Here is a 23,989-nt window from a genome sequence, read left to right on the forward strand (position 1 = left end):
CGCTACTTGCTGGCTGGGGCATCTCGTTTAATGCCACACCCGCTCACTTTATTTATGCCTGATGACGTAACAGCAGCCAGATAAACCAGGGCGCACCTAGCGTTGCCGTCACCACCCCCACCGGCAATTCCGCCACCGGTAACAGTGTGCGCGCCAGCGTATCCGCCAGCATCAGCACCAGCGCACCGCTCAGGCCACTGCCGGTTAATAGATAACGCTGATCGGTCAGGCCGCACAAGCGCAAAATATGTGGGATAACCAACCCGATAAACCCAATCACCCCCGCCAGCGCCACACTAATACCAATCAAGGCCCCCATAACGAGCAGCAGCAGGTTACGCCAGGACACCACGGCCACCCCTAATTGCCGGGCCGTTATCTCCCCCAGCGCCAGATGATTTAACACTGTGCCACTGCTTGCCAGCACGACCAGCAACGGTAACAGCAGCAGCATCAGGCCAGCATAACGCCAGTCCACTCCGCTAAAGCCGCCCATCATCCAGTACATCAATTGGCGCAAATCCAGATTGGTGCTGAAATACACCGCCCAGGTCATTAGGGCACTACAAATTATGCCAAGTCCGACGCCAATCAGCAGCAGGCGGGCGTTCGATACCCCGGTACGGGAAAAATGCAGCAGCAGTGATGTCATGAGCAACGCACCGGCTATCGCACACAGGCTCAGGCACCATATTGGTAATCCGCCCTGCCCAATTAATACGGCAAACACCAGAGCCACGCCTGCCCCGCTTGACACCCCCAGCAAGCCGGGTTCGGATAACGGATTGTCGAATACCGCCTGCATCACCCCGCCCCCCATCGCAAGACTGGCCCCCACCAGCATGACAGCCAGCGTGCGCGGCAGTCTCAGTTGCCAGATAAACATTGAAGCGTCGGGCTCCAGCCAGTGTACCGGCCAGATCCAACTTTCACCGGCAGATAAACTTAGCAGCAGCCCAACGGCCAAAAGAAGCGACAAGACCGATAGCCGCTGGCGATTGCGCCTGCGTTGCTGTTGTTTAAGTCGGGTATAGTTCACCAGAATGGGCGGCATAGCAGGCCTGAAATCAAATAGTCGGACGATGACACCATCATGCGGATATACGCAGTGATATCAAGTTGATAAAGCGAATTTTCGTACCCGGCCGTAACACACCTCGCACAGGTGACAACGTTTTTTCACTCATTTGCATCGCGCCTTCATCACGCTACGCATATCTGCCACTGTCATGAGCCTAGCTAAAATGATTATTTTTTAATCTTTCCGAATTCCGCTATGCTGCCTGTGATATCCGTTTTCATTCTCCGAGGGAGGACTCCATGCTGACATCCTTTTGGCTGACGCTGCGTAACGTGCGCCGCGATTGGTTATCACGCCCGCGTCACGATGCGTCCTCAATCGCGTGCAGCGAGTGTGAGTATTGCTTTTATAACCACCAGGCTACCCTGCCGTTCGATCAGATAGACGAATGCCTGCGCGCACGTCGTGATGCGCTGACACAGCACCACACCATCACGGCTGAGCGTTATTACGCTAACAGCGCTAAGTCAAACTAAGCAAGCCATCGGCCGCGGGATACCGGCCAGGAGGAGAACATTGCTGATGAGCCCGGTGAAGGCGGGCGCATCAGCCGTGTGAGGTTAGTCAGATACCGGCATATGCATGGCAAGCCAGTTCTGGACAAAGCGCGGTACTACCTCGGTTGCCGGGCCGTAGATACGCTCATCAAATTGGCTTTGCACCTGACTCGGCTCCAGATTCAGCTCCACCGTCTGCGCACCATGAGCCTGCGCCTCATGCACAAATCCCGCCGCCGGATAAACATGGCCCGAGGTGCCGATAGCGATGAAAAGATCGGCCTGTGACAGCGCATGGTAGATGTGGTCCATACCCAACGGCATCTCGCCAAACCACACCACATGCGGGCGCAACGGTGCCGGGAACTGGCAGCAGTGGCAGCGCTCGTCAACGGCAACATCGTCAGTCCAGTCAAATACCTGCCCGCTCTGGCTACAACGCACCTTCAGCAGTTCACCATGCATATGCACAATGCGTTTACTGCCCGCACGCTCATGCAGGTTATCGATGTTTTGCGTCACCAGTAGAAAATGGTCGCCAAGCGCCGCTTCCAGCGTGGCCAGTGCCCGATGTGCGGCATTCGGCGCAATCTCTGGTTGCTGCAACTGACGCCGACGCTGGTTATAAAAACGCTGCACCGTAGCCGGATCACGATGAAACCCTTCCGGCGTTGCTACATCTTCAACCCGATGATCTTCCCAAAGCCCATCTGCCGCACGAAACGTGCGAATACCGGATTCGGCAGAAATCCCTGCTCCGGTCAGTACAACAATACGTGGCTTATTCACGTTTTTGACCACCAGATAATCAAGATGAAAAATACGGGCACGCAGGCGCTGATGCCGCAGACGTTTTCGCTGTCGAAAACGGTGTAACCGCAAAAGCGAGTGCATGTCTGCTCCTTTTATTCACGATAGCCCATCTCGTTATTTTCCCCAAAAAGCGCCGGGGTTAACGAACGACTGCCTTGATAATAGCGTGTTGAGTGTGACTGTTCAGTATGCCCCTGTCAGAAGTATGACTGAACCAGAGGAAAATACCCTACCGTTGCAGAGCCCCTGCATCAGGCGTGATGATTAATCACATGTAATAAAGCTGCCCCGCGCACGCCACCGGCATCACCATGCCGTGCTTTTTCAATACGCGGTAAATGTGCGCCGGGTAACAGGCTTGCCGGTAAACGCGGTGGTAACTGGCGATAGATTTCATCGAAATTCGACAAGCCGCCGCCCAATACCAGCAAATGCGGGTCAAACAGCGTCAGCACATTGCCAAGACATATCGCCAGCAGCGACAAATAGCGCTCGACGTGGGCCTGCGCCGTGCGCTCGCCCGCCGCATATTGCGCGATTATCTGCGTTGCAGACAATCGCTGATGAGAGAAATGGCTATACAGCCATTCAAAACCGCGCCCGGACAGGTAATTCTCAACACAGCCCTGACGGCCACAGCCACAAGGCAGGCGCGGTATATCCGCGCCGAGTATATCCAGCGCCTCAACCGGCAGACGAAAATGGCCAAGCTCACCGGTCATGCCGTTACGTCCGTCCACCACCTGACCGTTTACCACCAGCCCACCGCCCATACCGGTGCCCAAAATCACCCCGAGCACCACCGGATAGCGGCGAAACTCATCATCCCAGGCCTCAGAGAGCACAAAACAATTGGCGTCATTACTCAGGCGCACCTCGCGTGCCAGCAGGCGTGATAAATCAGCCCTCAGCGGACGGCCGGTTGCCGCAGGCAGGTTGGCGGCAAACAGCTGGCCGGTTTCAGCGTGTTCAACACCCGGCACACCGAGACCGATGCACCCCTGGCAGCCTGTAAAAGCATCCGCCTCGGCCGTGAGTGCGCGCAGGGTATGCAGTAACGCGCTATAGTCTTCACGCGGCGTCGGCACCCGTTTACGCCAGCAACATTGCAGTGCCTCATCAAATACCGCGATTTCAATTTTGCTGCCGCCGACATCGAACCCGTAGTAATACATGCGCGTTGTTACCCCCACCGCACGGTTAGTACACCGACCCTCACAAACACTCTGGCCGGATTACTGGCCGCTCAACACCCGTGCCGGGTCAATACGGCTGGCGCGACGGGCAGGATACCAACTGGCAACCAGACTCAGCACCAGCGACGTCACCAGCACCACCACTACGTCGAGCAGATGCAGCTCCGAGGGCAGAAAATCGATAAAATAAATATCGCCGGAAAGAAAACGATGACCAGTCAGTGATTCCAGCGCACGGATAAGCGGGGTCAGTTGCAGGGTAATAACGATACCGGCTACGGTGCCCACCACGCTGCCGAGTAACCCGGCCAGCAGCCCATACCAGACAAACACCGCCCGAATCAACCCATCACCCGCGCCCAGTGTACGCAGCACGGCAATATCACCGCTCTTGTCTTTCACCGCCATTACCAGCGTCGAGACGATGTTAAAACTGGCCACGCCAATCACCAGTACCATAGCCAGATACATAATGGTTCTGATCATCTGGATATCACGGTACATATAGCCATACGTACCAATCCAACTGCGAATATAGACATACACACGGGTCGCTTCACCGGCATCTCGCACCAGTTGTTGTGCCGCGAACACGTCTTTTGCCTTGAGTGCAATACCGGTAATGCCATCGCCCAAATCCAGATATTGCTGGGCATCAGCCAGCGGCACCAGCGCCAGGCTGTGGTCGAGCTGGCCGCTGAGTTGTAAAATACCGGTCACCTGTAGCCGGATGCGCTTGGGCTGCAACAATTTCATTTGTGGGTCGCTATTGGGGATCATCACCGTCACCCAATCGCCGCTTTTCACGCCCAGGGTATCGGCCACCCCTTTACCGATAACGACTTGCTGTGCCCCGGCATGAAAGCGCGACCAGGCGTCATCCAGCACGAAACGTGGCAACGCGCTCAGTTTCAGCTCCTGCACCGGGTCAACGCCTTTAAACTGGATGGCCTTCAGGTTAGCCCCATTTTCTAACAGCCCGGTAAAGCTGACATACGGTGCCGCCGCCGCCACACCCGGTACCTGCTCGATTTTCGGCAACAGCGGCTGCCAGTCACGAAACGGTTGATTGACCGCTTCGATTTCGCCGTGCGGCACCACCGCCAGAATGCGGTTATTCAGCTCGCGCTCAAAGCCGTTCATCGCGCTCAACCCGACAATCAACACCGCGACGCCAAGAGCGATGCCCAGCGTTGAAATCACCGAAATCAGCGACACCATACCGCCACGACGACGACCCCGGCTAAAACGCAGCCCGATTTGCAGCGCGAGGGGAGGAAAGGTCATCGTGACGCCCCCATCAGGGTTAACTCCTGCTGTAACTGCCCGTCACGCATTTCGAGCTGTCGTCCCAGGCGGCGTGCCAGATGCAGGTCGTGCGTCACCACCAAAAAGGCCGTCCCCTGGCGGGCATTCAGTTCACCGAGCAGTTCAAAAATCGCATCTGCCGTGCGTTGGTCAAGGTTGCCGGTCGGCTCATCGGCCAGCACCAGCGACGGCTTATTCACCAGCGCGCGGGCAATCGCCACACGCTGACGCTCGCCACCGGATAGCTCTGACGAGCGGTGCTGACTGCGCTGCGCCAGTCCCACCGCCGCCAGCATCGCCTGTGCCTGCTCTTTGGCTACAGCCGGGGCCGTGCCGCCGATGAGCAGTGGCATGGCGACGTTTTCCAGTGCAGAAAAATCCGGCAGCAGATGATGAAACTGATAGATAAACCCCAGCTCACGGTTACGCAACGCCGCTTTGGCCGCCGCAGACAATGAGCCCAGTGCCTGCTCTTTGAAAATCACTTCACCGGAGGTGGGCGAATCCAGCCCGCCAAGCAGATGCAACAACGTGCTTTTACCCGAGCCGGAACTGCCGACAATCGCCATCATTTCGCCGTGCTGTACGTCAAATGACACCTCACGCAGCACATCCGTGGACAGATTGCCCTCCTGATAACGCTTGCTCAGTTGACGGCACGCCAATAAAGGGGAATTACTCATAACGTAGAGCCTCTGCGGGATGGGTGGCGGCCGCGCGCCAGGAAGGATACAGCGTGGAAAGCAGTGCCAGCAGCATCGCCACCAGCGCAATCATCAGTACCTGCATCGGCAGGATTTGCACCGGCAGGCTGCCGCCGTCTATCAATAGCCCCAGCAGCGGGATCAGGGAATTCAACTGGCTGGCCAGCACCACGCCCAGCAACGCGCCCAACAGCGCGCCCAGCACACCGGCGCTGCCGCCCTGAATCATGAACACGGCCATAATCTGGCGGCGGGTCAACCCCTGGGTTTGCAAAATGGCCACTTCACCCTGTTTTTCCATCACCAGAAGCCCGAGCGAGGTGACGATATTAAACGCAGCAACGGCAACAATCAGGCTTAACAACAGCCCCATCATGTTCTTCTCCATGCGCACCGCCTGAAACAATTCACCTTTGCGGTCACGCCAGTCTTTCCATACGGTGCCCGGCACCAGTGCCTGCTGGCTTAAGGTGTCCACCGCCAAGGGCTGCTCAAGCCACAGACGCCAGCCGGTAATATTCCCCGGCGCATACCGCATGAGTCTTGAGGCATCCTGCTGGTTAACCAACAGTTGATAGCCATCGACCTCACTGCGGGCGGAAAAGGTTCCCGCAACCGTGAAGAGGCGCTGGCTGGGAATGCGCCCCATCGGCGTTAACTGGCTGGCTCCGGTCACCATCAGGCGCAGCGAGTCGCCCCGGTTTACCCCTAACTGCTTGGCCAGTTGCTCGCCCAAAATCACCTGGTACTCCCCGGCTTGCAGTTGTTGCAACCGGCTATTGACCAGATAGCGCGCCAGAGGCTCCGCTTCATCGGGATTGACGCCGAGCATCACCCCTACCGCCACGCTGCGGGCGCTTTGCAGCACCACATCGCCAGTGGTCAACGGCGCAATACGCTGCACGCCGGTTAAGTGGGCGAGTGAAGAGGCGGGGATCGTTTCAGGGTTGAGCGAGCCTTGTGGCGTGGTGATCAGTGCTTGTGGCATCAGGCCCAGAATGCTGTTTTCCAGCTCCCGCTCAAAGCCGTTCATCACCGAGAGCACCGTGACCAGCGCCATCACCCCAAGGGTGATGCCAATGGCGGATAACCAGGAAACAAACCGCCCAAAGCGGTCAGCAGCCCGCCCTCGCATATAGCGCAGGCCAATGAAAAGTGCGACAGGTTGATACATGAAATCCGTCTGGATGAGGTTGCTAAAGCAAAGTGAACAAGGATAATAAAGGGTAGTCCCACTTTATGGAACCCTAACCCTCTCTCTTCCCGACTTTTTCTTAGTGGATATCGAGACCTGATAATCGGATGATGCCAGAACACTATCGCTATACTCTGCCTGGCAAAGCGGGTGAACAACGCCTGCTGGGGCAGCTTACCGGCGCGGCTTGCGCCGTTGAATGCGCGGAGATAATAACTCGTCACCCCGGACTGGTGGTTCTCATCACCCCGGATATGCAAAACGCACTGCGTTTACGTGACGAAATCCGGCAATTTACCGCTGAACCGGTGATGACGTTACCGGATTGGGAAACGCTGCCCTACGACAGCTTCTCACCACATCAGGAGATCATTTCAGCCCGCTTATCCACGCTGTATCAGTTACCCATGCTGACGCGTGGCGTATTGATCCTGCCGGTTAACACCCTGATGCAGAAAGTGTGCCCGCACAATTTTTTGCACGGCCACGCGCTGATGCTGAAAAAGGGCCAGCATTTGTCACGCGAGGCATTACGTCATCAGCTTGAGCAGGCGGGGTATCGCAGTGTTGACCAGGTGATGGAACACGGTGAGTTCGCTACCCGCGGAGCCTTGCTTGACCTGTTCCCGATGGGCAGTGAAGAACCGTTTCGTATTGATTTTTTTGATGATGAAATCGACAGCCTGCGGCTGTTTGATGCCGATACCCAACGCACACTAAACGAAGTCGAGCACATTCACCTGCTGCCTGCGCGCGAGTTTCCCAGCGATAAAAACGCCATTGAACTCTTTCGCAGTCAGTGGCGCGAGCGCTTCGACGTGCGTCGTGATGCCGAGCATCTCTATCAGCAGGTCAGCAAAGGCACCTTACCGGCAGGCATAGAATACTGGCAACCGCTGTTCTTCGCTGAACCGCTGCCGACACTGTTTAGCTACTTGCCCACGACCACGCTGCTGATTTCCGTCGGCGATATCCAGCAAGCCGCCGGGCGCTTCTGGCAGGATGCCGAACAACGTCATGACAGCCGCCGTCTAGACCCGATGCGCCCGTTGCTGGCTCCTGACACCCTCTGGCTGGCTGATAACGCGCTGTTTAGTGCCCTCAAAGCCTGGCCACGCGTGCAACTGCGTAGTGACGCGCTGCCTGAAAAAGCCGCTAACCACAATCTGGGCTATCAGCCACTGCCGGTGCTGGCGGTGGCCCACCCGAGCAAAACACCGCTTGACGCACTGCGCCGCTTTACCGAATCGTTCGACGGGCCAATTATCTTTTGCGTGGAAAGTGAAGGCCGCCGCGAAACCTTGCAGGAGTTGTTATCGCGCATCAAGCTTGCCCCGCAACTGATTACGCATCTGGATGAGGCCACCGCGTCGGGTTGCTATTTGATGATAGGTGCCAGCGAGCATGGTTTCATCGACACCCTGCGCCAGCGCGCGCTTATCTGTGAGAGCGATTTGCTCGGCGAGCGCGTCACCCGGCGGCGTCAGGATAGCCGGCGCACCATCAATGCCGATACCTTAATCCGCAATCTGGCCGAGTTACGCCCCGGTCAGCCGGTCGTGCATCTGGAGCATGGCGTGGGGCGCTATGCCGGGCTGACCACGCTTGCCGCCGGGGGCATTACTGCCGAGTACCTGATTTTACACTATGCCGGTGAAGATAAACTGTATGTGCCGGTTTCCTCGCTGCACCTCATCAGCCGCTATGCAGGGGGGGCGGAAGATAACGCGCCGCTGCATAAACTGGGCGGCGATGCCTGGGTGCGGGCACGGCAGAAAGCGGCGGAGAAAGTGCGCGATGTGGCAGCCGAATTACTGGATGTCTACGCCCAGCGCGCCGCACGCAGCGGCTTTGCCTTCAAGCATGACCGCGAACAGTATCAGATGTTCTGTGAGGGTTTCCCGTTCGATACCACGCCTGACCAGGCGCAAGCTATCAATGCCGTGCTCAGCGATATGTGCCGCCCAATTGCAATGGACCGCCTGGTCTGTGGTGATGTCGGCTTTGGGAAAACCGAAGTGGCGATGCGCGCGGCCTTTCTGGCGGTAGAAAACCACAAACAGGTCGCGGTACTGGTGCCAACCACCTTGCTGGCGCAGCAGCATTACGACAATTTCCGCGATCGTTTTGCCAACTGGCCGATACGCATTGAAATGCTCTCACGCTTTCGCAGCCCCAAAGAACAGCTTCAGGTGCTCGAACAAACGCAGGAAGGCAAGGTCGATATCCTGATAGGCACCCATAAGCTGTTGCAAAACGATATTCGCTGGCGCGATCTCGGGTTGCTGATTGTCGATGAAGAGCACCGCTTTGGCGTGCGCCACAAGGAACGCATCAAGGCGATGCGTGCTGATGTCGATATTCTGACGTTGACCGCTACACCGATTCCGCGAACCCTGAACATGGCGATGAGCGGCATTCGCGATCTGTCGATTATCGCCACGCCACCGGCACGCCGTCTGGCCGTGAAAACCTTTGTGCGTGAATACGACAGTCTGGTGGTGCGTGAGGCTATCTTGCGTGAAATACTGCGTGGCGGGCAGGTGTACTACCTCTATAACGATGTGGAAAACATCGAAAAAGCCGCCCAGCGCCTGACGGAACTGGTGCCAGAAGCCCGTGTCACCATCGGTCATGGCCAAATGCGTGAGCGCGATCTTGAGCGAGTGATGAACGACTTTCATCACCAGCGTTTCAACGTGCTGGTCTGCACCACCATTATTGAAACCGGCATTGATATTCCTAATGCCAATACCATCATCATCGAACGGGCTGACCACTTTGGTCTGGCACAGTTACATCAGTTGCGCGGCCGCGTCGGACGTTCACACCATCAGGCTTACGCCTATCTTCTCACTCCGAACCCCAAAGCGATGAGCAGCGATGCGCATAAACGGCTTGAGGCTATCGCGTCACTGGAGGATTTGGGCGCGGGCTTCGCGCTTGCCACCCATGATTTGGAAATTCGCGGTGCCGGGGAACTGCTGGGAGACGACCAAAGCGGCCAGATGGAAAGCGTCGGCTTTTCGCTCTATATGGAGTTGCTGGAAAGTGCGGTAGAGTCGCTCAAAGCCGGGCGTGAACCTTCGCTGGAAGATTTAATCAGCAGCCAGACGGATGTCGAACTACGCCTGCCAGCCCTGCTGCCGGAAGCGTTCATTCCTGACGTTAACACCCGATTGTCATTCTATAAACGCATCGCCAGTGCAAAAAACCCTGGCGAACTGGATGAGCTGAAAGTGGAGTTGATTGATCGTTTCGGCACCCTGCCGGACGCCGCACGCCATCTGTTACAGGTCGCCGCATTGCGCCAGCAGGCGCAGTCACTCGGAATCAAGCGAATTGAAGGCAATGACAAGGGCGGGTTTATCGAATTCGGCCCGCATAACCGCGTTGATCCAACGTACCTGATTAGCCTTTTGCAGCGTCATCCTGGTTTGTACCGGCTGGATGGCCCCACCCGGCTGAAATTTATCAAGGCATTGGATGCACACCCGCAGCGGCTGGCGTTTGTGAGTGATTTACTTGAGGAGATGGCGCGCCATACCCACGCAATATAATCCTATTGGTAATAGAAATATTTTACATGTCTAATCATTTTGTGCTCTATATCGCAAAGGTACACCTAAAACCAACGCGATAACCGCCGATATACCTTAATGCGCCTGAATAACATGGCGCAATTTTGCGGTATCGGTTCCGGTAGCCTCCCCGGTACTGATAGTCGTCAGTGGCCGGGGAAAATGGCCTGTTAGCACACAGATCCGCAATACGCTGAGTCAATGGTCGTCTTGTCCGTTGGGCTTTATCGAATCAGCGGGTTGACCGGCTTTTCTTAACCGTAACGTGATAAACGTAATCTGTATCGGTAAATTAAGTCGGTATACAACCAGTCGGTATACAACAATAAGGTCAGCCAAGGGCCCCTATAAGAATGAATAAATTGATCGCTTTTCTGACGTTTTTGGCGATGATGGTCTTAGGTTCGTGGGCTATTTACTACCAAAATTATCGATCAGACCAACAGCTTGCCTATGCAGAAGCTGAACGGGCGGTCAGCAGTATTGAAGCGGTCATCGATGAAGCCCGGGAGGCGGTATTACGCACCCGGCCATTGTTAACCCAGCCTTGTACACCAGATGTTATCCGCATTCTGAACATGACGGCAGCGACCGAGCCGCACCTGCGCACCGTTAGCCTGATTCGAAATGATATTGTCTATTGCTCATCGCTCTATGGTGTTGATAACCGGCCAGCGGCGCTGGAGCGTTTTTTTATGGGCCAGTTGGTCCTGCTGCCCGGCAACGCCGTCACCCCAAACAAATCGCTGGTGATGTACCTGGAAACAACCCTGAACGGTAGCGTCGGGATAGGGATTCACGCCGCCCACCTGACCAATGTTTTAAGCCTGCTCAGTAAACGACGCGAACTCTATTTCAAGGTAGGAAATACCTGGGTGTCGAAGGAAAACAAGGTGCAACCATTCAGCACCAGTGAACTCCCGGATTTCATCACCATCTCCTCCCAGCGTTACCACTTCGCCATTATGTTCCCGATGGCAACCTCCTATAACCTGCGGGTATTCTGGGAACAGGAAAAAATGACGCTGCTGGTGGCGTTCCTGATTGCGTTCGGCTCCGGTGTTCTGGCCTATAAGTACTCCCGGCGCTTCAATACCCCTTATGACGGTATCCGTAGGGCCATCGAGCAGCAGGATGTCATCCCTTATTATCAACCGGTTATCTGCACCAAAACACAGGAGATGTATGGCGTTGAGGTGCTGGCTCGCTGGTTTCACCCGAAAAGTGGATTTATTGCGCCCGACGTATTTATTCCCTTGTGTGAACAGAGCGGGCTGATTATTCCCCTGACCCGTTCACTGATGAGCCAGGTGTTACGCGACTTGCTTAGCCATGTCGATAGCCTGCCCGATGAGTTGCACATCGCACTGAATATCAGCGCCCTGCATTGCCAGTCAGACGAGTTTATTCGTGATTGCCAAAATTTCGTATCGGCCTTTGGCAGCAAGAAAGTGAACCTGATGATTGAGATAACTGAGCGGGAAAAAATTGACCTGACGTCCGACGTGCTCGGCTTTTTCAGTAAACTGAGCGCAGCAGGTATGTCAATTGCGCTGGATGATTTCGGCACGGGCTATTCCAATTTTGATTATCTGCGCAAACTGCGAGTGAACTTTCTCAAGATTGATCAATCCTTTGTCAGCATGATCGATGAGAATGATCCGCAATCCAGCACGCTGGTTAACTGTGTTATCGACCTGGCGCAGCAGATGAACCTGATGACGATAGCCGAAGGGGTAGAAACACCCTATCAGGCCGAATTTCTCAGCAAAAAGCACATCAACTACATGCAGGGCTACTATTTTTCCCGCCCGCTGCCTTTTGATGAATTGATGCAAACCTGGCTGAATCGCGATACCTCCTGCCCTCGTCAGCCCTGACGGCCACCTTTCAGCATATGGCGTTGAGTGCTTTGCATTCTGCATCACTTTTCCATCCCTGATTATTTACAACCCCGCACACACGCGGTAAATTCCCGCCCCTTCTCTACTGGCATGGGGATAACCACATTATGTTTATCGGTTTTGATTACGGCACCGCTAACTGCTCTCTGGCAGTGATGGATAGGGTGTACCACGATTATTGTCTCTGGAGCAGCAGTCACCTTATCTGCCCTCTATGCTGTGTGCCCCCAGTCGCGAGGCCATCAGTGAATGGTTGTGGCGGCACCATCAGGTTATGGCTGAAGGTGAAAACGCACAGTTACTGCAACGGGCCATCGCTTACAACCGTGAAGAGGATATCCGGGTTCAGCCACAGAGTGTTCAGTTCGGGCTGCAAGCCCTGTCACTCTATATGGAAGACCCGCAAGAAGTCTGGTTTGTTAAATCACCCAAGTCATTTCTGGGGCAAAGCGGCCTGAAGCCGCAACAGCTGGCGCTGTTTGAAGACCTGGTCTGCGCGATGATGTTGCATATCCGCGAGCAGGCACAACAGCAGCTTGATACGCCACTGGAGCGCGCCGTGATAGGCCGGCCGATCAACTTTCAGGGCACTGGCGGCGAGGAAGCCAACCGTCAGGCGCAGGGTATTCTGGAGCGTGCGGCAAAGCGCGCCGGGTTCGGTCAGGTCGCGTTTCAGTTTGAACCGGTCGCTGCGGGGCTGGATTTTGAAGCGACGCTGGAGAGAGAGCAGCGGGTACTGGTGGTGGATATCGGTGGCGGGACAACTGACTGCTCCATGATCCTGATGGGCCCAGACTGGCGCACCCGCAGCGACCGCACCCAAAGTTTGCTCGGGCACAGTGGCTGCCGGGTTGGCGGTAACGATCTGGACATCATGCTGGCATTTCGTCAGTTCTGCCCGTTGCTGGGCATGAATGGCGTGACGGAAAAAGGCAACGCACTTCCGGTGCTGCCGTGGTGGAATGCGGTGGCAATTAACGATGTTCCGGCGCAGATAGAGTTTTACAGCCCGGCATGTGGCCGATTACTGCGTAATCTCATCCGCGATGCCCGCGAACCTCAGCATGTCGAACATCTGCTGACCGTGTGGCAACAGCGTCTGAGTTACCGGCTGGTACGGCTGGCCGAAGAGCAAAAAATTGCCTTATCCAGCACAGACCATGTACAGGCGGCGCTGTCATTTATCGCACCGGCACTGCACACCGAAATTAACGCAGAGGCACTCGAAATGGCGATAGCCCAGCCGCTTGCTCACATCAAACAGCAGGTAACGCAGGTGATGGCCAGCAGCCAAACCCGACCGGATGTTATCTACCTGACCGGTGGCAGCGCCCGCTCGCCGCTGCTGCGCACCGCCATTGGCCAGTGTCTGCCAGATGTCCCGATAGCCAGCGGCGATGACTTTGGCTCCGTTACCGCCGGCCTTGCCCGCTGGGCCGAGACGCTGTTCCGCTAGCCACACGCCATCAAGCCCTGACCACTGCCGTCAGGGCTTGATAGCGCCGCAAGCTTCATTGACTTCAAACTGGCTAAACCAGCCTCGGCTGTCATACTCATCGCCCAGCACAATGCCGAAATGCTGATATAAGCCCGCCAGATAATCCCGGTGACAAGTCAGATACTGCTCTGTTTTCTGCCCTTGCTGAGTCATTATCAGGCGGTTGCCTGATAACGTCACCCGCCCTTGTGCGGTGGCAAGGGTACACAGCGATTTACGGGTAAACGGCGCGTCCGGTGAGGTTTGGTGGTAATGCGCCATCGCAGTGAACTCGTCAAGCTGTCGTGCCTGAGGCGTAAAGCGGTACATTGGCTGCCAGGACGCGCCCGCAGGGCGTTGCAGCAACAGGTATTCGCCGTCAGTGGCGGGGGCAACCCGGTAGCTGGCAAACGCTTCATGTGATACCTCACCCGATAGCGGCACCGGGATACAAAACGCATCGCCAAAACTGATATCGGCAATCACCGGCCCTTGAGGCAGCGCGACTTGCAAGAACAGGTGATCATACGGCGGGCCATAGTGGCCATCATCATTCCATACCTGCCCGGCCAGGATCTGCACCTCAAAGCCCAGCGCCTGGAGTAACAGGTAAAAACCGTAATTCAGCTCATAGCAAAAGCCGCCGCGTCGCGCCTCAATCACCTTATGAAGGATCGCGGTTTTATCAAGATGAATCGGTTTACCAAACACCACGTCCAGATTCTCAAAAGGGACATGGGTTAAATGGGCAAGATGGAGTGTACGGAGTTGTACCGCGGGGTCATCAGGCAGCGAACGAATACCGATTCGCTGCAAATAGCGTTGCACTTCTGTCTGTTCCAGCATAACTCTTCCCGGTGCCTGAAAAACTTCCAATGTGCCATTGATAATACCCGTTCAAATGCTGTTGATAAACGGTGGCGTGTCATCAGGCAACCTGGAAAACGACATAAATCACTACATAGCGAATACTATAAAGAAACTTTTAACGACGTTATGCCCTCACTGGCTCCGGCAAGCGATAGTGCGCCGTGCATTCGCCATGAATGTAGAGCGCCCGGTGTTCGCTGTCAGGAAGCTGCACACGCAGTGCCTGCCACGCTGGCCGGAAGGCTCCCTCTACCCGGAACGTGATATCAATACGCTGCGCGCTGTAATCAATATCCCAATACAGCCATAATCCTTGCCCGTCGCGCCAGCGGTGGCTGACACCATCATCGTCAAACACCATGCCGTGGCTGCGGCCGTTGCCTTTTAACGGGAAGAGCTGCAAGGTGCGCTGGTCATCCTGCTCCGGGCTGACAAAATCCAGACGTGACGAAAGTGGCAGCATCGCACCGGCTCTGACCAGCAACGGCAACCGCTCGAGCGGAGCCGCCAGCGTGATGGTTTGCCCGGCGCTGAACCACTCGCCCTGGTAAAAATCATACCAGCCCTCGGTATTATCAGGCAGATAGACCTCCCGCTCACGGGCTCCCTGCGTCACCACACTGGCCACCAGCACATCGCGCCCGAGCATAAAGTCATCGTTTTCCTCAAACGTCTTCGGGTCATGCTCATGGTCAAGGAAGGTTGGGCGCAACAGTGGTTCATCCTCCGCATGTGCCCGCCATAATAGGGTGTAGAAATACGGCAACAGCCGATAACGCAACTGGATAGCGTCACGGATAATCGGCGTAAACGCCGGGTACATCCAGGGTTCATTGACCGTCGCATCATCATTCCACGAGTGAATGGTAAAACGCGGGTGCATCACACCATTTTGAACCCAGCGCACGAACAGTTCAGCCTCCGGCTTGTCACCGGCAAAGCCACCGACATCATGCCCGATGTTATATAGCCCCGACAGGCTCATGCCGACGCCCATCCGGGTGTTGTAGCGCAAGGTTTGCCAGCTGGTACGGTTATCACCACTCCAGGTTTGCACATACCGTTGCATGCCTGCACTGCCCGAGCGGGAAATGAGATAGGGCCGCAATTGCGGTGCAAAGCGCTGTTGTGCCTCCATTGAGGCCCGCATCATCAACAACGGCATTAACGGGCGAATGTGCTTGATAGCCATCGGCTGGCCAAAACCATGACAGCGCGCCTCGCCATCCCAGATCTCAAACTCGTTATTATCATTCCAGGTTGAGTCGATGCCTTTTTCCAGCAACTGCCCGGTGACATTTTGCTGCCACCACGCCACCGTGTCCGGGTTGGTAAAATCCAGATGAGAGCCTTCATCATCCCAAAAGCTTGAGCGTTCCGGGTTATCCGATTCAGAGTCGCGCACGAACAGGCCCTGTGCCGCCACTTCCTGATAACGCGGGTGGTCTTGCAGCAGGCAGGGCTTGATATTCGCCGCCAGATGCAACCCGGCATCATGGAATGCGCGAGTCATCTGCTCAGGCTGCGGCACCTTGTCATAGTTCCAGTTAAAGACGTAGCGCTTGTTGCCAATCGAGGTGTAACCGGAGGAAAGCTGAAACGAATCACAGGCAATGCCATGCTGCTTGCATAAAGAGATAAAGCCTAATAACTGCTGCTGGGCATCTGGCGCATCCGTGTAGTGCATGGTCGAACCGCTGTAACCGAGGCTCCATTTTGGGCCAAAGCAGGTTTTTCCGGTGAGCCGGACAAACGCTTTAGTCACATCCAGCACCGCCGGGCCAAACAACATGTAGTAATCCAGATCGCCTGCGTGCGCCTGATAGCGCCGGTAAGCCGGGTGATAGTTATCAATTTCGTTGCCCAAATCCAGCCAGGTCACGCTGAGGTTGTCGTAAAACACACCATAGCTCGCGCCCGGTTGCTGAATAATGGTAAACGGCAGGTGCTTGTAGAGCGGGTCGGTGGTTTGCGCGTTGTAACCCATCGCATCCAGATTGCGGAATTCGAAACGACGCCCGGCACGGTTTAAATCGCCGGCTTTTTCTCCCAGCCCGTAGCAGCGTTCCTCAGACGAGCGCCGCTGATAATGCGCGATGCCATCACCGTGCATATTCAGTAAATAGGCTCCGGTCGGGCGATCGCAGGCCAGCGGCTGCCACTCTCCCTGAGCATCACAATATTCCCACTCCAGCCATAATGGCTGATGTACGTTAACCCGCATGGCTCCACTGGTTATCAGCAGAGTCTCACCCTGCCAGTCCAGTTGGTAGCCCGGCAAGGGAAACCCGGCGCTACTGTCGCGCTCACGCCCCTGCCACGGCACATCCTGTTCGGGTTGTGGCGTAATACTCCAGGTGCGGTTTACGTGCAGTTGACCGTGCTGGCGGATAAGTACACGCATCACGCCCGGAGCCAGCACATACACCACAACGTGGTGTGCGTTATCGACCCGGAGTTCTACCCGATCAGCGGCCTGATGGTGCAATACCCAGTGTTTTAATGTCTTCATACTGTATTCATCCGTAATAAAAAAGGGTCAACGGGTGCGCTGGCGGCGCTCGGCAATAAACGCAATCAGAAACACTGCGCCAAACAGGTCAAAGAATCCCATGGCAACAAACAAGGGATTAAACCCGATTTTGTCTGCCGTCATGCCAATGACCAGCGAGAACAAAAAGCTGGCAATCCATGCGCTGGCACCGCGCATCCCGTTGACGGTCGCCATCTGGCCTTTATCAAATGAGTCCACCACGACGGCGCTTAACATGCAGGAGATGATTTGATGGCCGAAGCCGCCAATTGAGATCAGCACAATCGCCAGATAAGGATTGTGCGTCAGGCTGACCAGCGTCAGTGACAACATCAAAAACGCCCCCGTCACCGAACTGCCTACCACCGAATTAATGCGCGAACACCCAAACAGCCGGGCGTAAAGACGGGTCAGATAACCGCTGGCAATGCTGCCAAAGTCAGCCGCCAGAAACGGTAGCCAGGCAAACATGGCAATATGTTTTAAATCCATGCCACGCTCGTTTGCCAAATACAGTGGCACCCAGAAACTCAACATGGCCCAGGCGGGTTCTGCCATAAACGCCGGAATCGCAATGCCGTAGAAGCGGCGGTTTTTGAGTACCCCCTTCAGCGCAGTAAGAAATGGCTGCCTTACCGGCACCGGCTCATTATCCTGACAAATAAACGCGCGCTCTTCCTCGCTCAGCGCCGGGTGTTTATCCGGGTCATGGTAGAACAGCCACCACAGCACCACCCATAACATCGCCAGCACCCCGGCGAACAAAAACGCACCCTGCCAGCCAAAAATGGAATGAGCGGCCACGATAATGGGGGGAGCCAGCATCGCACCGATAGAAAACCCCACCCCGGCCCAGCCTGCTGCAATCGGCCGCTCTTTGCGGGGAAACCATTCGCCGATAGTCTTGGCATTTGCCGGTGTTGCCGCTGCCTCCGCGCCCCCCATCATGAAACGCAAAATGGCCAGATGAACCCAGCTCGCGGCCCCGGCATGTAACAAACACATCAGCGCCCAGATAATGGCGCAGAACATAAAACCCAGTTTTAAACCAATAACATCAATCAGCCAGCCACATAACGGCTGAAAAAAGGTGTAAGCCAGTTGAAATGCCCCGACAATCCACGAATATTGTTCGGTGGTAATGTGAAGTTCTGTTTTTAATTCAGGAGCCAGAATACCCAGTGAATTGCGGGTGATGTAATTCACCGTCACACCAAACAGAAATAACGCCAATATCCACCAGCGTAATGACTTGATGTGTATTTTCTTCTTAACAGCGGGAGAGGAATTAACGTCGAGACTCATGGCTATCTCCTTGCAGCAGATAACGGTGAAACCCTAAGGGGCGTCACCATCCTGATGTTCTAATTTTCATAGGGTTATGAATCATTTTTATCGTGTCATGGTGTTCGTTTCCGTCGTGATTCGCCGGAATATCGCCACCAATCCAGCCTAGGAAAATTGAAAAGCCGGAGATACTCACTTTTTTGCAACTTTTTTCATGCTAGGGTGTGTCCCGTAACTGTTTTTTGTACAATCAGGGACATGATTTTGCCACAAAAAGTACTTCAATTTGGCTCGTTACGATTTTCCCGATGATGCATGGGCGCTGATTTCTCCCATGCTGCCGCCTGAAAGAGGCTCTTCCAGAGGCGGCCGTCCTTACTTTGCTCACCGGCATGTCATGAATGGCATATTTTGGGTGCTTTGCTCCGGCGCACCGTGGCGGGATTTACCTGAGCGTTATGGTCAATGGAAAACGATTTACAACCGCTTTAACCGGTGGTCTAAAGCCGGAGTAATAAACAGTATTTTCAATAAATTACTCCAGATTCTGGATGAGGGCGCACTGATTGACTGGGATGTTATCGCGCTGGATGGCAGTAACGTTCGCGCCCTGAAAGCGGCCGCTGGTGCGAAAAAAAACATCCCGATGAACACGAGGACCATGGGCTGGGTCGCTCACGCGGCGGCTTTGGCACCAAAATCCATCTGGCGACAGATGGCACAGGATTACCGCTAAGTTTTTGCCTGAGCGGTGGACAGGCCCACGAAAGCCGGTATGCGGAAACGTTGCTTAACCGCGTCGGGATTATCCGAAGAAGTGGGCATCTGAAATCGCGTCCGAAAGCGGTACTGGCGGATAAGGGTTACTCAAGTAACAGCCTCCGCATTCATTTGAAAATAAAGGGAATAAAAGTGGTAATTCCGTTTAAATCGAATGAGAAAGCCAGTCAGGACAGACGTCGGCCCCTCGACAGAGGCCTGTACAAAAAACGCAATGTCGTGGAGCGCTGCTTTGCGATACTCAAAGAAAATCGTCGTATCGCTACACGCTCGGAAAAAACAGCCAGAAACTACCTGAGTATGCTAAAGCTGGGGGCGATCAGGTTATTTTTGAAGCGGTTGTTAAGTTAAGGGACACAGCCTAGTGTCAAAACAGGCCGATTTATCGCCGCCATCACGCGATAAATCGGCATTGTGATGGCTATGAAAATTTTTTCACGCGCCAAATTGAACGGGATCACAAAATGAAGAAAAACCTCAGAATTCATGATATCGCCATGCAAACCGGTTTTTCCGTCAGTACAGTTTCCCGTGTATTGGCAGGCAAATCCAACACCAGCGATACCGCCCGCACCCGTATTCTGAGTGCCGCACGGCAATATGGTGTGATGGATAATCTGGCCACAGGCCGGATGTTGCTAAATAGCCTGACCGTGTTCGCCCCTGAACGCGCCTTTAACCGGCGGACAGACATTTTCTATCACAACGTGCTGGAGGGCATTCTTGATGCGCTGAAGCCGCACGACGTGCGGTTGCGTTACTGCGGGCTTGCGGAAAACAACAGTGATGTGGCGCTGTTTCTGGAGAAAATGTCAGCGGATGATACCGAAGGCGCAATCCTGATTGGCATTGATGACCCCTATATTCATACGCTGGCCGCCGAGCTGGGCAAGCCCTGCATACTGATTAATTGCCTCGACCATAAAATGCGCCTGTCCGGCGTCTCTCCGGCTCATCAGCTGATTGGTGAGTTTGCCGCTAACTACCTGATAGAACAGGGGCATCGTCAGTTACTGACGCTGTTATGCCTGCGGCGTTATACCATGGAGTGGCGGCTGGCTGGGGTGCGCGAGGCCTATCAGCAACACAATCTGCCCTTTAGCGAAGCGTTTAACTTGCTCACCCCCGGTGGTTTTGGTGCGGAACAAGCCCGGTATGCCGTCAGTGATTTTCTGTCGCACTGCCCGCCGGATAAACGCCCAACCGCAATTCTGGCCGGCGGCGATTTTATGGCCTCAGGCGCGATTGAAGCCCTGCGCCAGGCTGGGTGGCGAGTGCCACACGATATTTCTGTCATGAGTATGGACGGTGAAAATCTGGCGGCAATACACGATATTCCGCTCACCTCGGTGTTGGTTCCTCGTGAGGAACTGGGGCGCGAAGCAGTGCGATTGTTACAGTCTCAGTTGATGCAGCCCGGCAGAAGTGCCGGTCATATGCTGCTTAACGGCACGCTGGTCATTCGGGATTCGGTAAAACGCATTCGTCCAAGCCCGCGCCACGCCACCGTGCAAGACACCGATTTGTATGACACCACAGAGCGCGGATAGCGGCCTGCAAGCAGACAGCGTGCCGCAGGCCTGTTACTCACCATAAGCAGATAGTATTACTGGCGAGCAGCATTAAGAATTAACTGACCATTGCTATCAATGGGAATACGGGTGCCGGGATCGCTATCCATACGGATTTTCCCTTCACGATCGCCAATTTTGTAGCTGACGTCGTAACCCAGCACCTTCTGTGACTTGTCATAAACGGTCTGGCAGCGCGGTTGCGTCGCGCGATAAGTATCACTCTCTTGCATGCTGCCCTGAACCTGATTACCGGCGTAACCACCGGCCAGCGCCCCCGCCACCGTTGCCACATCTCGCCCATGGCCACCGCCAATTTGATGCCCCAGCACGCCGCCCGCCACCGCGCCCAGCAGCGATCCGGCCAGCCGGTTTTCATCCTGCACCGGTTGACGGTGCGTGACCGTCACATTGTGGCATTCCTGACGCGGCATTTTGACGGTTTCTTTGATAGGGGTTGCTGTCAGTACCTGTGCGAACTGCGGCCTGGAGGCAAACACATCCAGACTGGCTATCGCAGCAACACCCAATGCTGACGCCATGCCGATCCCCACACCCGCTAGCATTGATTTGTTCACAGGAAACCTCCTGAATAAATAATCACGCATTTTTTATCGCCGCCCACCTGCTGATACAGGGTAGCGCGATAGTCTTCCCCACCAGAGTCATGCGATAGCTGATGAACCGGCATACCCCATCACCTGATACCGTGAAGTCTGCCTAATCACTCAAAAGGGCTCAATCAGATTCCTCCCCCAAAGCCGTTCTTTTGCTGACAAACGCACCACCTTTGAGAATTCTCTGACCGGAACTTTTTAATCAGAACATTACGCTTAATAAGCTATATTTTACGAAATTTAAAATTGACGGCTTTTTATTTATGGCGAGATGCACCCGTCTGAGCAACATCCGCCGGGCATAAGCCCAGCGGAGATGCATGACAGCGATGCTTTTTAAAGCGGAAAATCAGCCGGTGTGGCGCACTGATTGCTCATTAATGATGAGCGATACCATTTTCGTGCGAACTATCACATTAAGAAAAAGATTAGTGCAGTTTAAGCCGAGGGCGGATCACCCGGTTAATACTGCCAACCAGCATCATCAGGCCGGTTTTGATGTAGCCATGTAACGCTATCTGGTGCATGCGATACAGCGAGATATACACAAAGCGCGCAATACGCCCTTCCACCATCACCGAGCCACGCATCAGGTTGCCCATCAGGCTGCCAACGGTACTGAATTTAGACAGTGACACCAGTGACCCGTGGTCTTTATACACGTAGGGCTTGAGTGGCTGATTATTGAGCAGCGCCAGAATATTGCTGTAACAGCGCGATGCCATCTGGTGTGCGGCCTGAGCGCGCGGCGGAACAAAGCCCCCACCCGGCTGCGGGCACGACGCACAGTCACCTATCGCGAAAATCGCCGGGTCACGCGTTGTCTGCAACGTCGGTTCGACCACCAACTGATTGATACGGTTGGTTTCCAGCCCGGCAATCTCTTTCATTGCATCAGCCGCTTTGATACCGGCAGCCCACACCATCAGGTCAGCATCGATAAACTCACCATCCTTGGTATTCAGCCCGCCGGGGGCAGCACTCGTCACCATGGTTTTCGTCAACACCCTGACGCCGAGATTGGTCAGCTCATGGTGCGCAGCCGCAGAAATACGCGGTGGCAGGGCCGGGAGAATACGTTCACCAGCTTCCACCAGTGTGACATTCAGTGCCTGGTTACTCAGCCCGTCAAAACCGTAGCTGTGCAACTGCTTAACCGCGTTATGGAGCTCGGCGGATAACTCCACCCCGGTCGCGCCACCACCGACAATGGCGATATTCACTTTCTCTTTCTCGCCCTGCGAGGCGGAGAATTTCAGGAACAGGTTGAGCATTTCATTGTGGAAGCGGCGCGCCTGTTTCGGGTTATCAAGGAAAATGCAGTGATCTTTGACACCCGGTGTGCCGAAATCATTCGATGTGCTGCCTAGCGCAACCACCAGAATGTCGTAGGCAAGCGAGCGGGCGGCGACCAGCAACTCACCCTGCTCATCACGGATTTCCGCCAGCTGGATGGTCTGCTGTTCACGGTCAATATCGGTCAGCATCCCCAACTGGAAATTAAAATGATGATTACGCGCATGAGCCAGATAGCTCAACGCATCCATGTCATCATCCAGTGAACCGGTTGCCACCTCGTGCAGCAGCGGCTTCCACAGGTGGCTATGGTTACGATCCACCAGCGTGATGTCTGCTTTCTTTTTACGGCCAAGTTTATGCCCCAGACTGGTTGCCAGTTCCAGCCCACCGGCACCGCCGCCGACAATCACGATTTTCTTGGTTGGCAATGATGTCAAAATGACCCCCTGAAATTTTGTGAACCAATAGTTAATAAAGGGTAAAAAATAATATCCTTATATTACATAAGGTTATGAAAACAAAGAGTGGATATCTGCCATGAGAATACCATGCAAGGTCATTTGGTCATACCAAATTTGATTTATATCAATTTAATTTAGTTACAGATCGTCAGGCAGCACAAAAATACATTTAAATACAAAACGTTAAAAAAAGGCCCCACAGGGCCATCAGGGAGACGCTGCCGGACGACTTACCGGGTCCGGCAGCCAAAGACAGGTTAACCTAGCGCTTTGAAGGCTTTGATACGCTGCAAATGAGGGGAGAGATCGCGGAATTTGTGGCTGGCAGCATCATTCCAGATAACTTCATAGTATTCGCCCAGCAGTCTGGCGCTGCGCGGGTTATCCAGCACCTCATCGTGACGAGACAACACGACCAGACAGCGATCGCGGTTTTTCTCCCGAAAGTTCTCCACGCACTTGGTGGCGATGTCGGCATACTCTTCCGGGCGGTCAATCTTGCCCGCCATATTTTCTTGCGGGAACAGATTCGGATTAAACATCACCTGACGGATATCACACAAAAACCCGATTCGCTCGGCCCAAAACCCACCGAGCCCTACGCCGCAAATCAGCGGGCAGTCATCAGTGCAGGACTGTAGCATCCTGTCAACTTCACGCAACAGGTGTTGCATGTCATGGCGCGGATGCAGCGTACTGTAACTCTGTAGCCGAACATCCGGGTCAATGAACTGCAACTGCAACACTTTTTCATGATTACCCGGACTGCTTGAATCAAAACCGTGCAAATAGATGATCATTATGCCTTCTCCCAG

17 protein-coding genes and 1 pseudogene are annotated in these 23,989 nt (G+C 54.8%); 6 read left to right on the top strand and 12 right to left on the bottom strand.

The genetic code is table 11. The features are described from left to right. Window positions 1–52: 52 nt before the first annotated feature. Window positions 53–1,054, bottom strand: a complete 1,002-nt coding sequence (gene btuC / locus DAQ1742_RS12695; RefSeq protein WP_180706138.1) for a vitamin B12 ABC transporter permease BtuC — start codon at window positions 1,052–1,054, stop codon at window positions 53–55. Window positions 1,055–1,320: 266 nt separating this feature from the next. On the opposite strand from btuC, the gene DAQ1742_RS12700 reads away from it, so the two are divergent. Then, window positions 1,321–1,557, top strand: a complete 237-nt coding sequence (locus DAQ1742_RS12700; protein WP_035341177.1) for a hypothetical protein — start codon at window positions 1,321–1,323, stop codon at window positions 1,555–1,557. 84 nt (window positions 1,558–1,641) lie between these two features. Here the strand turns inward: DAQ1742_RS12700 and cobB are convergent, their stop codons facing one another. From cobB to lolC, 5 genes are all read right to left on the bottom strand, one after another. Further along, entirely contained in the window at window positions 1,642–2,472 is an 831-nt protein-coding gene (gene cobB / locus DAQ1742_RS12705) for a Sir2 family NAD+-dependent deacetylase (protein ID WP_035341175.1), read from the bottom strand. Between the two features lie 170 nt (window positions 2,473–2,642). After that, on the bottom strand, window positions 2,643–3,566 hold the full coding sequence (nagK, locus tag DAQ1742_RS12710) for an N-acetylglucosamine kinase (RefSeq protein WP_035341173.1): 924 nt from the start codon (window positions 3,564–3,566) through the stop codon (window positions 2,643–2,645). A 60-nt stretch (window positions 3,567–3,626) separates the two neighbouring features. Beyond that, complete coding sequence (gene lolE / locus DAQ1742_RS12715; protein ID WP_035341170.1) at window positions 3,627–4,874, bottom strand: lipoprotein-releasing ABC transporter permease subunit LolE; 1,248 nt, start codon at window positions 4,872–4,874, stop codon at window positions 3,627–3,629. Further along, window positions 4,871–5,578, bottom strand: a complete 708-nt coding sequence (lolD, locus tag DAQ1742_RS12720; RefSeq protein WP_035341168.1) for a lipoprotein-releasing ABC transporter ATP-binding protein LolD — start codon at window positions 5,576–5,578, stop codon at window positions 4,871–4,873. The genes lolE and lolD overlap by 4 nt, the downstream gene beginning before the upstream one ends. Next, window positions 5,571–6,773, bottom strand: coding sequence for a lipoprotein-releasing ABC transporter permease subunit LolC (gene lolC, locus DAQ1742_RS12725; protein WP_035341164.1), 1,203 nt, complete (start codon window positions 6,771–6,773; stop codon window positions 5,571–5,573). Before lolC ends, lolD begins: the two co-directional genes overlap by 8 nt. 128 nt (window positions 6,774–6,901) lie before the next feature. Between lolC and mfd the strand changes: the two genes are divergently transcribed. The 3 genes and pseudogenes from mfd (at window position 6,902) to yegD (ending at window position 13,735) form a co-directional block, all read left to right on the top strand. Next, window positions 6,902–10,354, top strand: a complete 3,453-nt coding sequence (gene mfd / locus DAQ1742_RS12730) for a transcription-repair coupling factor (RefSeq protein WP_180706139.1) — start codon at window positions 6,902–6,904, stop codon at window positions 10,352–10,354. 374 nt (window positions 10,355–10,728) lie between these two features. Next, entirely contained in the window at window positions 10,729–12,255 is a 1,527-nt protein-coding gene (locus DAQ1742_RS12735; protein WP_035341161.1) for an EAL domain-containing protein, read from the top strand. Between the two features lie 131 nt (window positions 12,256–12,386). Continuing rightward, window positions 12,387–13,735, top strand: a pseudogene (gene yegD, locus DAQ1742_RS12740) (molecular chaperone). Window positions 13,736–13,765: 30 nt separating this feature from the next. Here the strand turns inward: yegD and DAQ1742_RS12745 are convergent. From DAQ1742_RS12745 to DAQ1742_RS12755, 3 genes are all read right to left on the bottom strand, one after another. Then, window positions 13,766–14,602 (bottom strand): arylamine N-acetyltransferase family protein, encoded by an 837-nt coding sequence (locus tag DAQ1742_RS12745; protein WP_051124029.1) that lies wholly within the window; start codon window positions 14,600–14,602, stop codon window positions 13,766–13,768. A 148-nt stretch (window positions 14,603–14,750) separates the two neighbouring features. Beyond that, window positions 14,751–17,138, bottom strand: a complete 2,388-nt coding sequence (locus DAQ1742_RS12750; protein ID WP_035341155.1) for a glycoside hydrolase family 31 protein — start codon at window positions 17,136–17,138, stop codon at window positions 14,751–14,753. A 27-nt stretch (window positions 17,139–17,165) separates the two neighbouring features. After that, a complete protein-coding gene (locus DAQ1742_RS12755; RefSeq protein ID WP_035341152.1) occupies window positions 17,166–18,464 on the bottom strand; it encodes an MFS transporter in 1,299 nt (432 codons plus the stop codon). A gap of 268 nt (window positions 18,465–18,732) precedes the next feature. Here DAQ1742_RS12755 and DAQ1742_RS12760 point away from each other — a divergent pair. Continuing rightward, window positions 18,733–19,577 (top strand): IS5 family transposase gene (locus tag DAQ1742_RS12760; protein ID WP_152482109.1). Its coding sequence is split into 2 segments (ribosomal slippage): window positions 18,733–19,078 and window positions 19,078–19,577, totalling 846 coding nucleotides; the frame shifts between segments, so codons are not numbered across the junction. A 113-nt stretch (window positions 19,578–19,690) separates the two neighbouring features. Continuing rightward, window positions 19,691–20,776, top strand: coding sequence for a LacI family DNA-binding transcriptional regulator (locus DAQ1742_RS12765; protein WP_035345875.1), 1,086 nt, complete (start codon window positions 19,691–19,693; stop codon window positions 20,774–20,776). Between the two features lie 56 nt (window positions 20,777–20,832). On the opposite strand, the gene DAQ1742_RS12770 is transcribed toward DAQ1742_RS12765, so the two are convergent. From DAQ1742_RS12770 to ycfP, 3 genes are all read right to left on the bottom strand, one after another. Further along, complete coding sequence (locus DAQ1742_RS12770; RefSeq protein WP_035341149.1) at window positions 20,833–21,375, bottom strand: glycine zipper 2TM domain-containing protein; 543 nt, start codon at window positions 21,373–21,375, stop codon at window positions 20,833–20,835. A 467-nt stretch (window positions 21,376–21,842) separates the two neighbouring features. After that, a complete protein-coding gene (locus tag DAQ1742_RS12775) occupies window positions 21,843–23,150 on the bottom strand; it encodes an NAD(P)/FAD-dependent oxidoreductase (RefSeq protein ID WP_035341146.1) in 1,308 nt (435 codons plus the stop codon). A 281-nt stretch (window positions 23,151–23,431) separates the two neighbouring features. Beyond that, window positions 23,432–23,974 (bottom strand): alpha/beta hydrolase YcfP, encoded by a 543-nt coding sequence (gene ycfP, locus DAQ1742_RS12780; RefSeq protein ID WP_035345873.1) that lies wholly within the window; start codon window positions 23,972–23,974, stop codon window positions 23,432–23,434. Window positions 23,975–23,989: the final 15 nt, after the last annotated feature.

This window comes from Dickeya aquatica (assembly GCF_900095885.1).
Taxonomy (GTDB): domain Bacteria; phylum Pseudomonadota; class Gammaproteobacteria; order Enterobacterales; family Enterobacteriaceae; genus Dickeya; species Dickeya aquatica.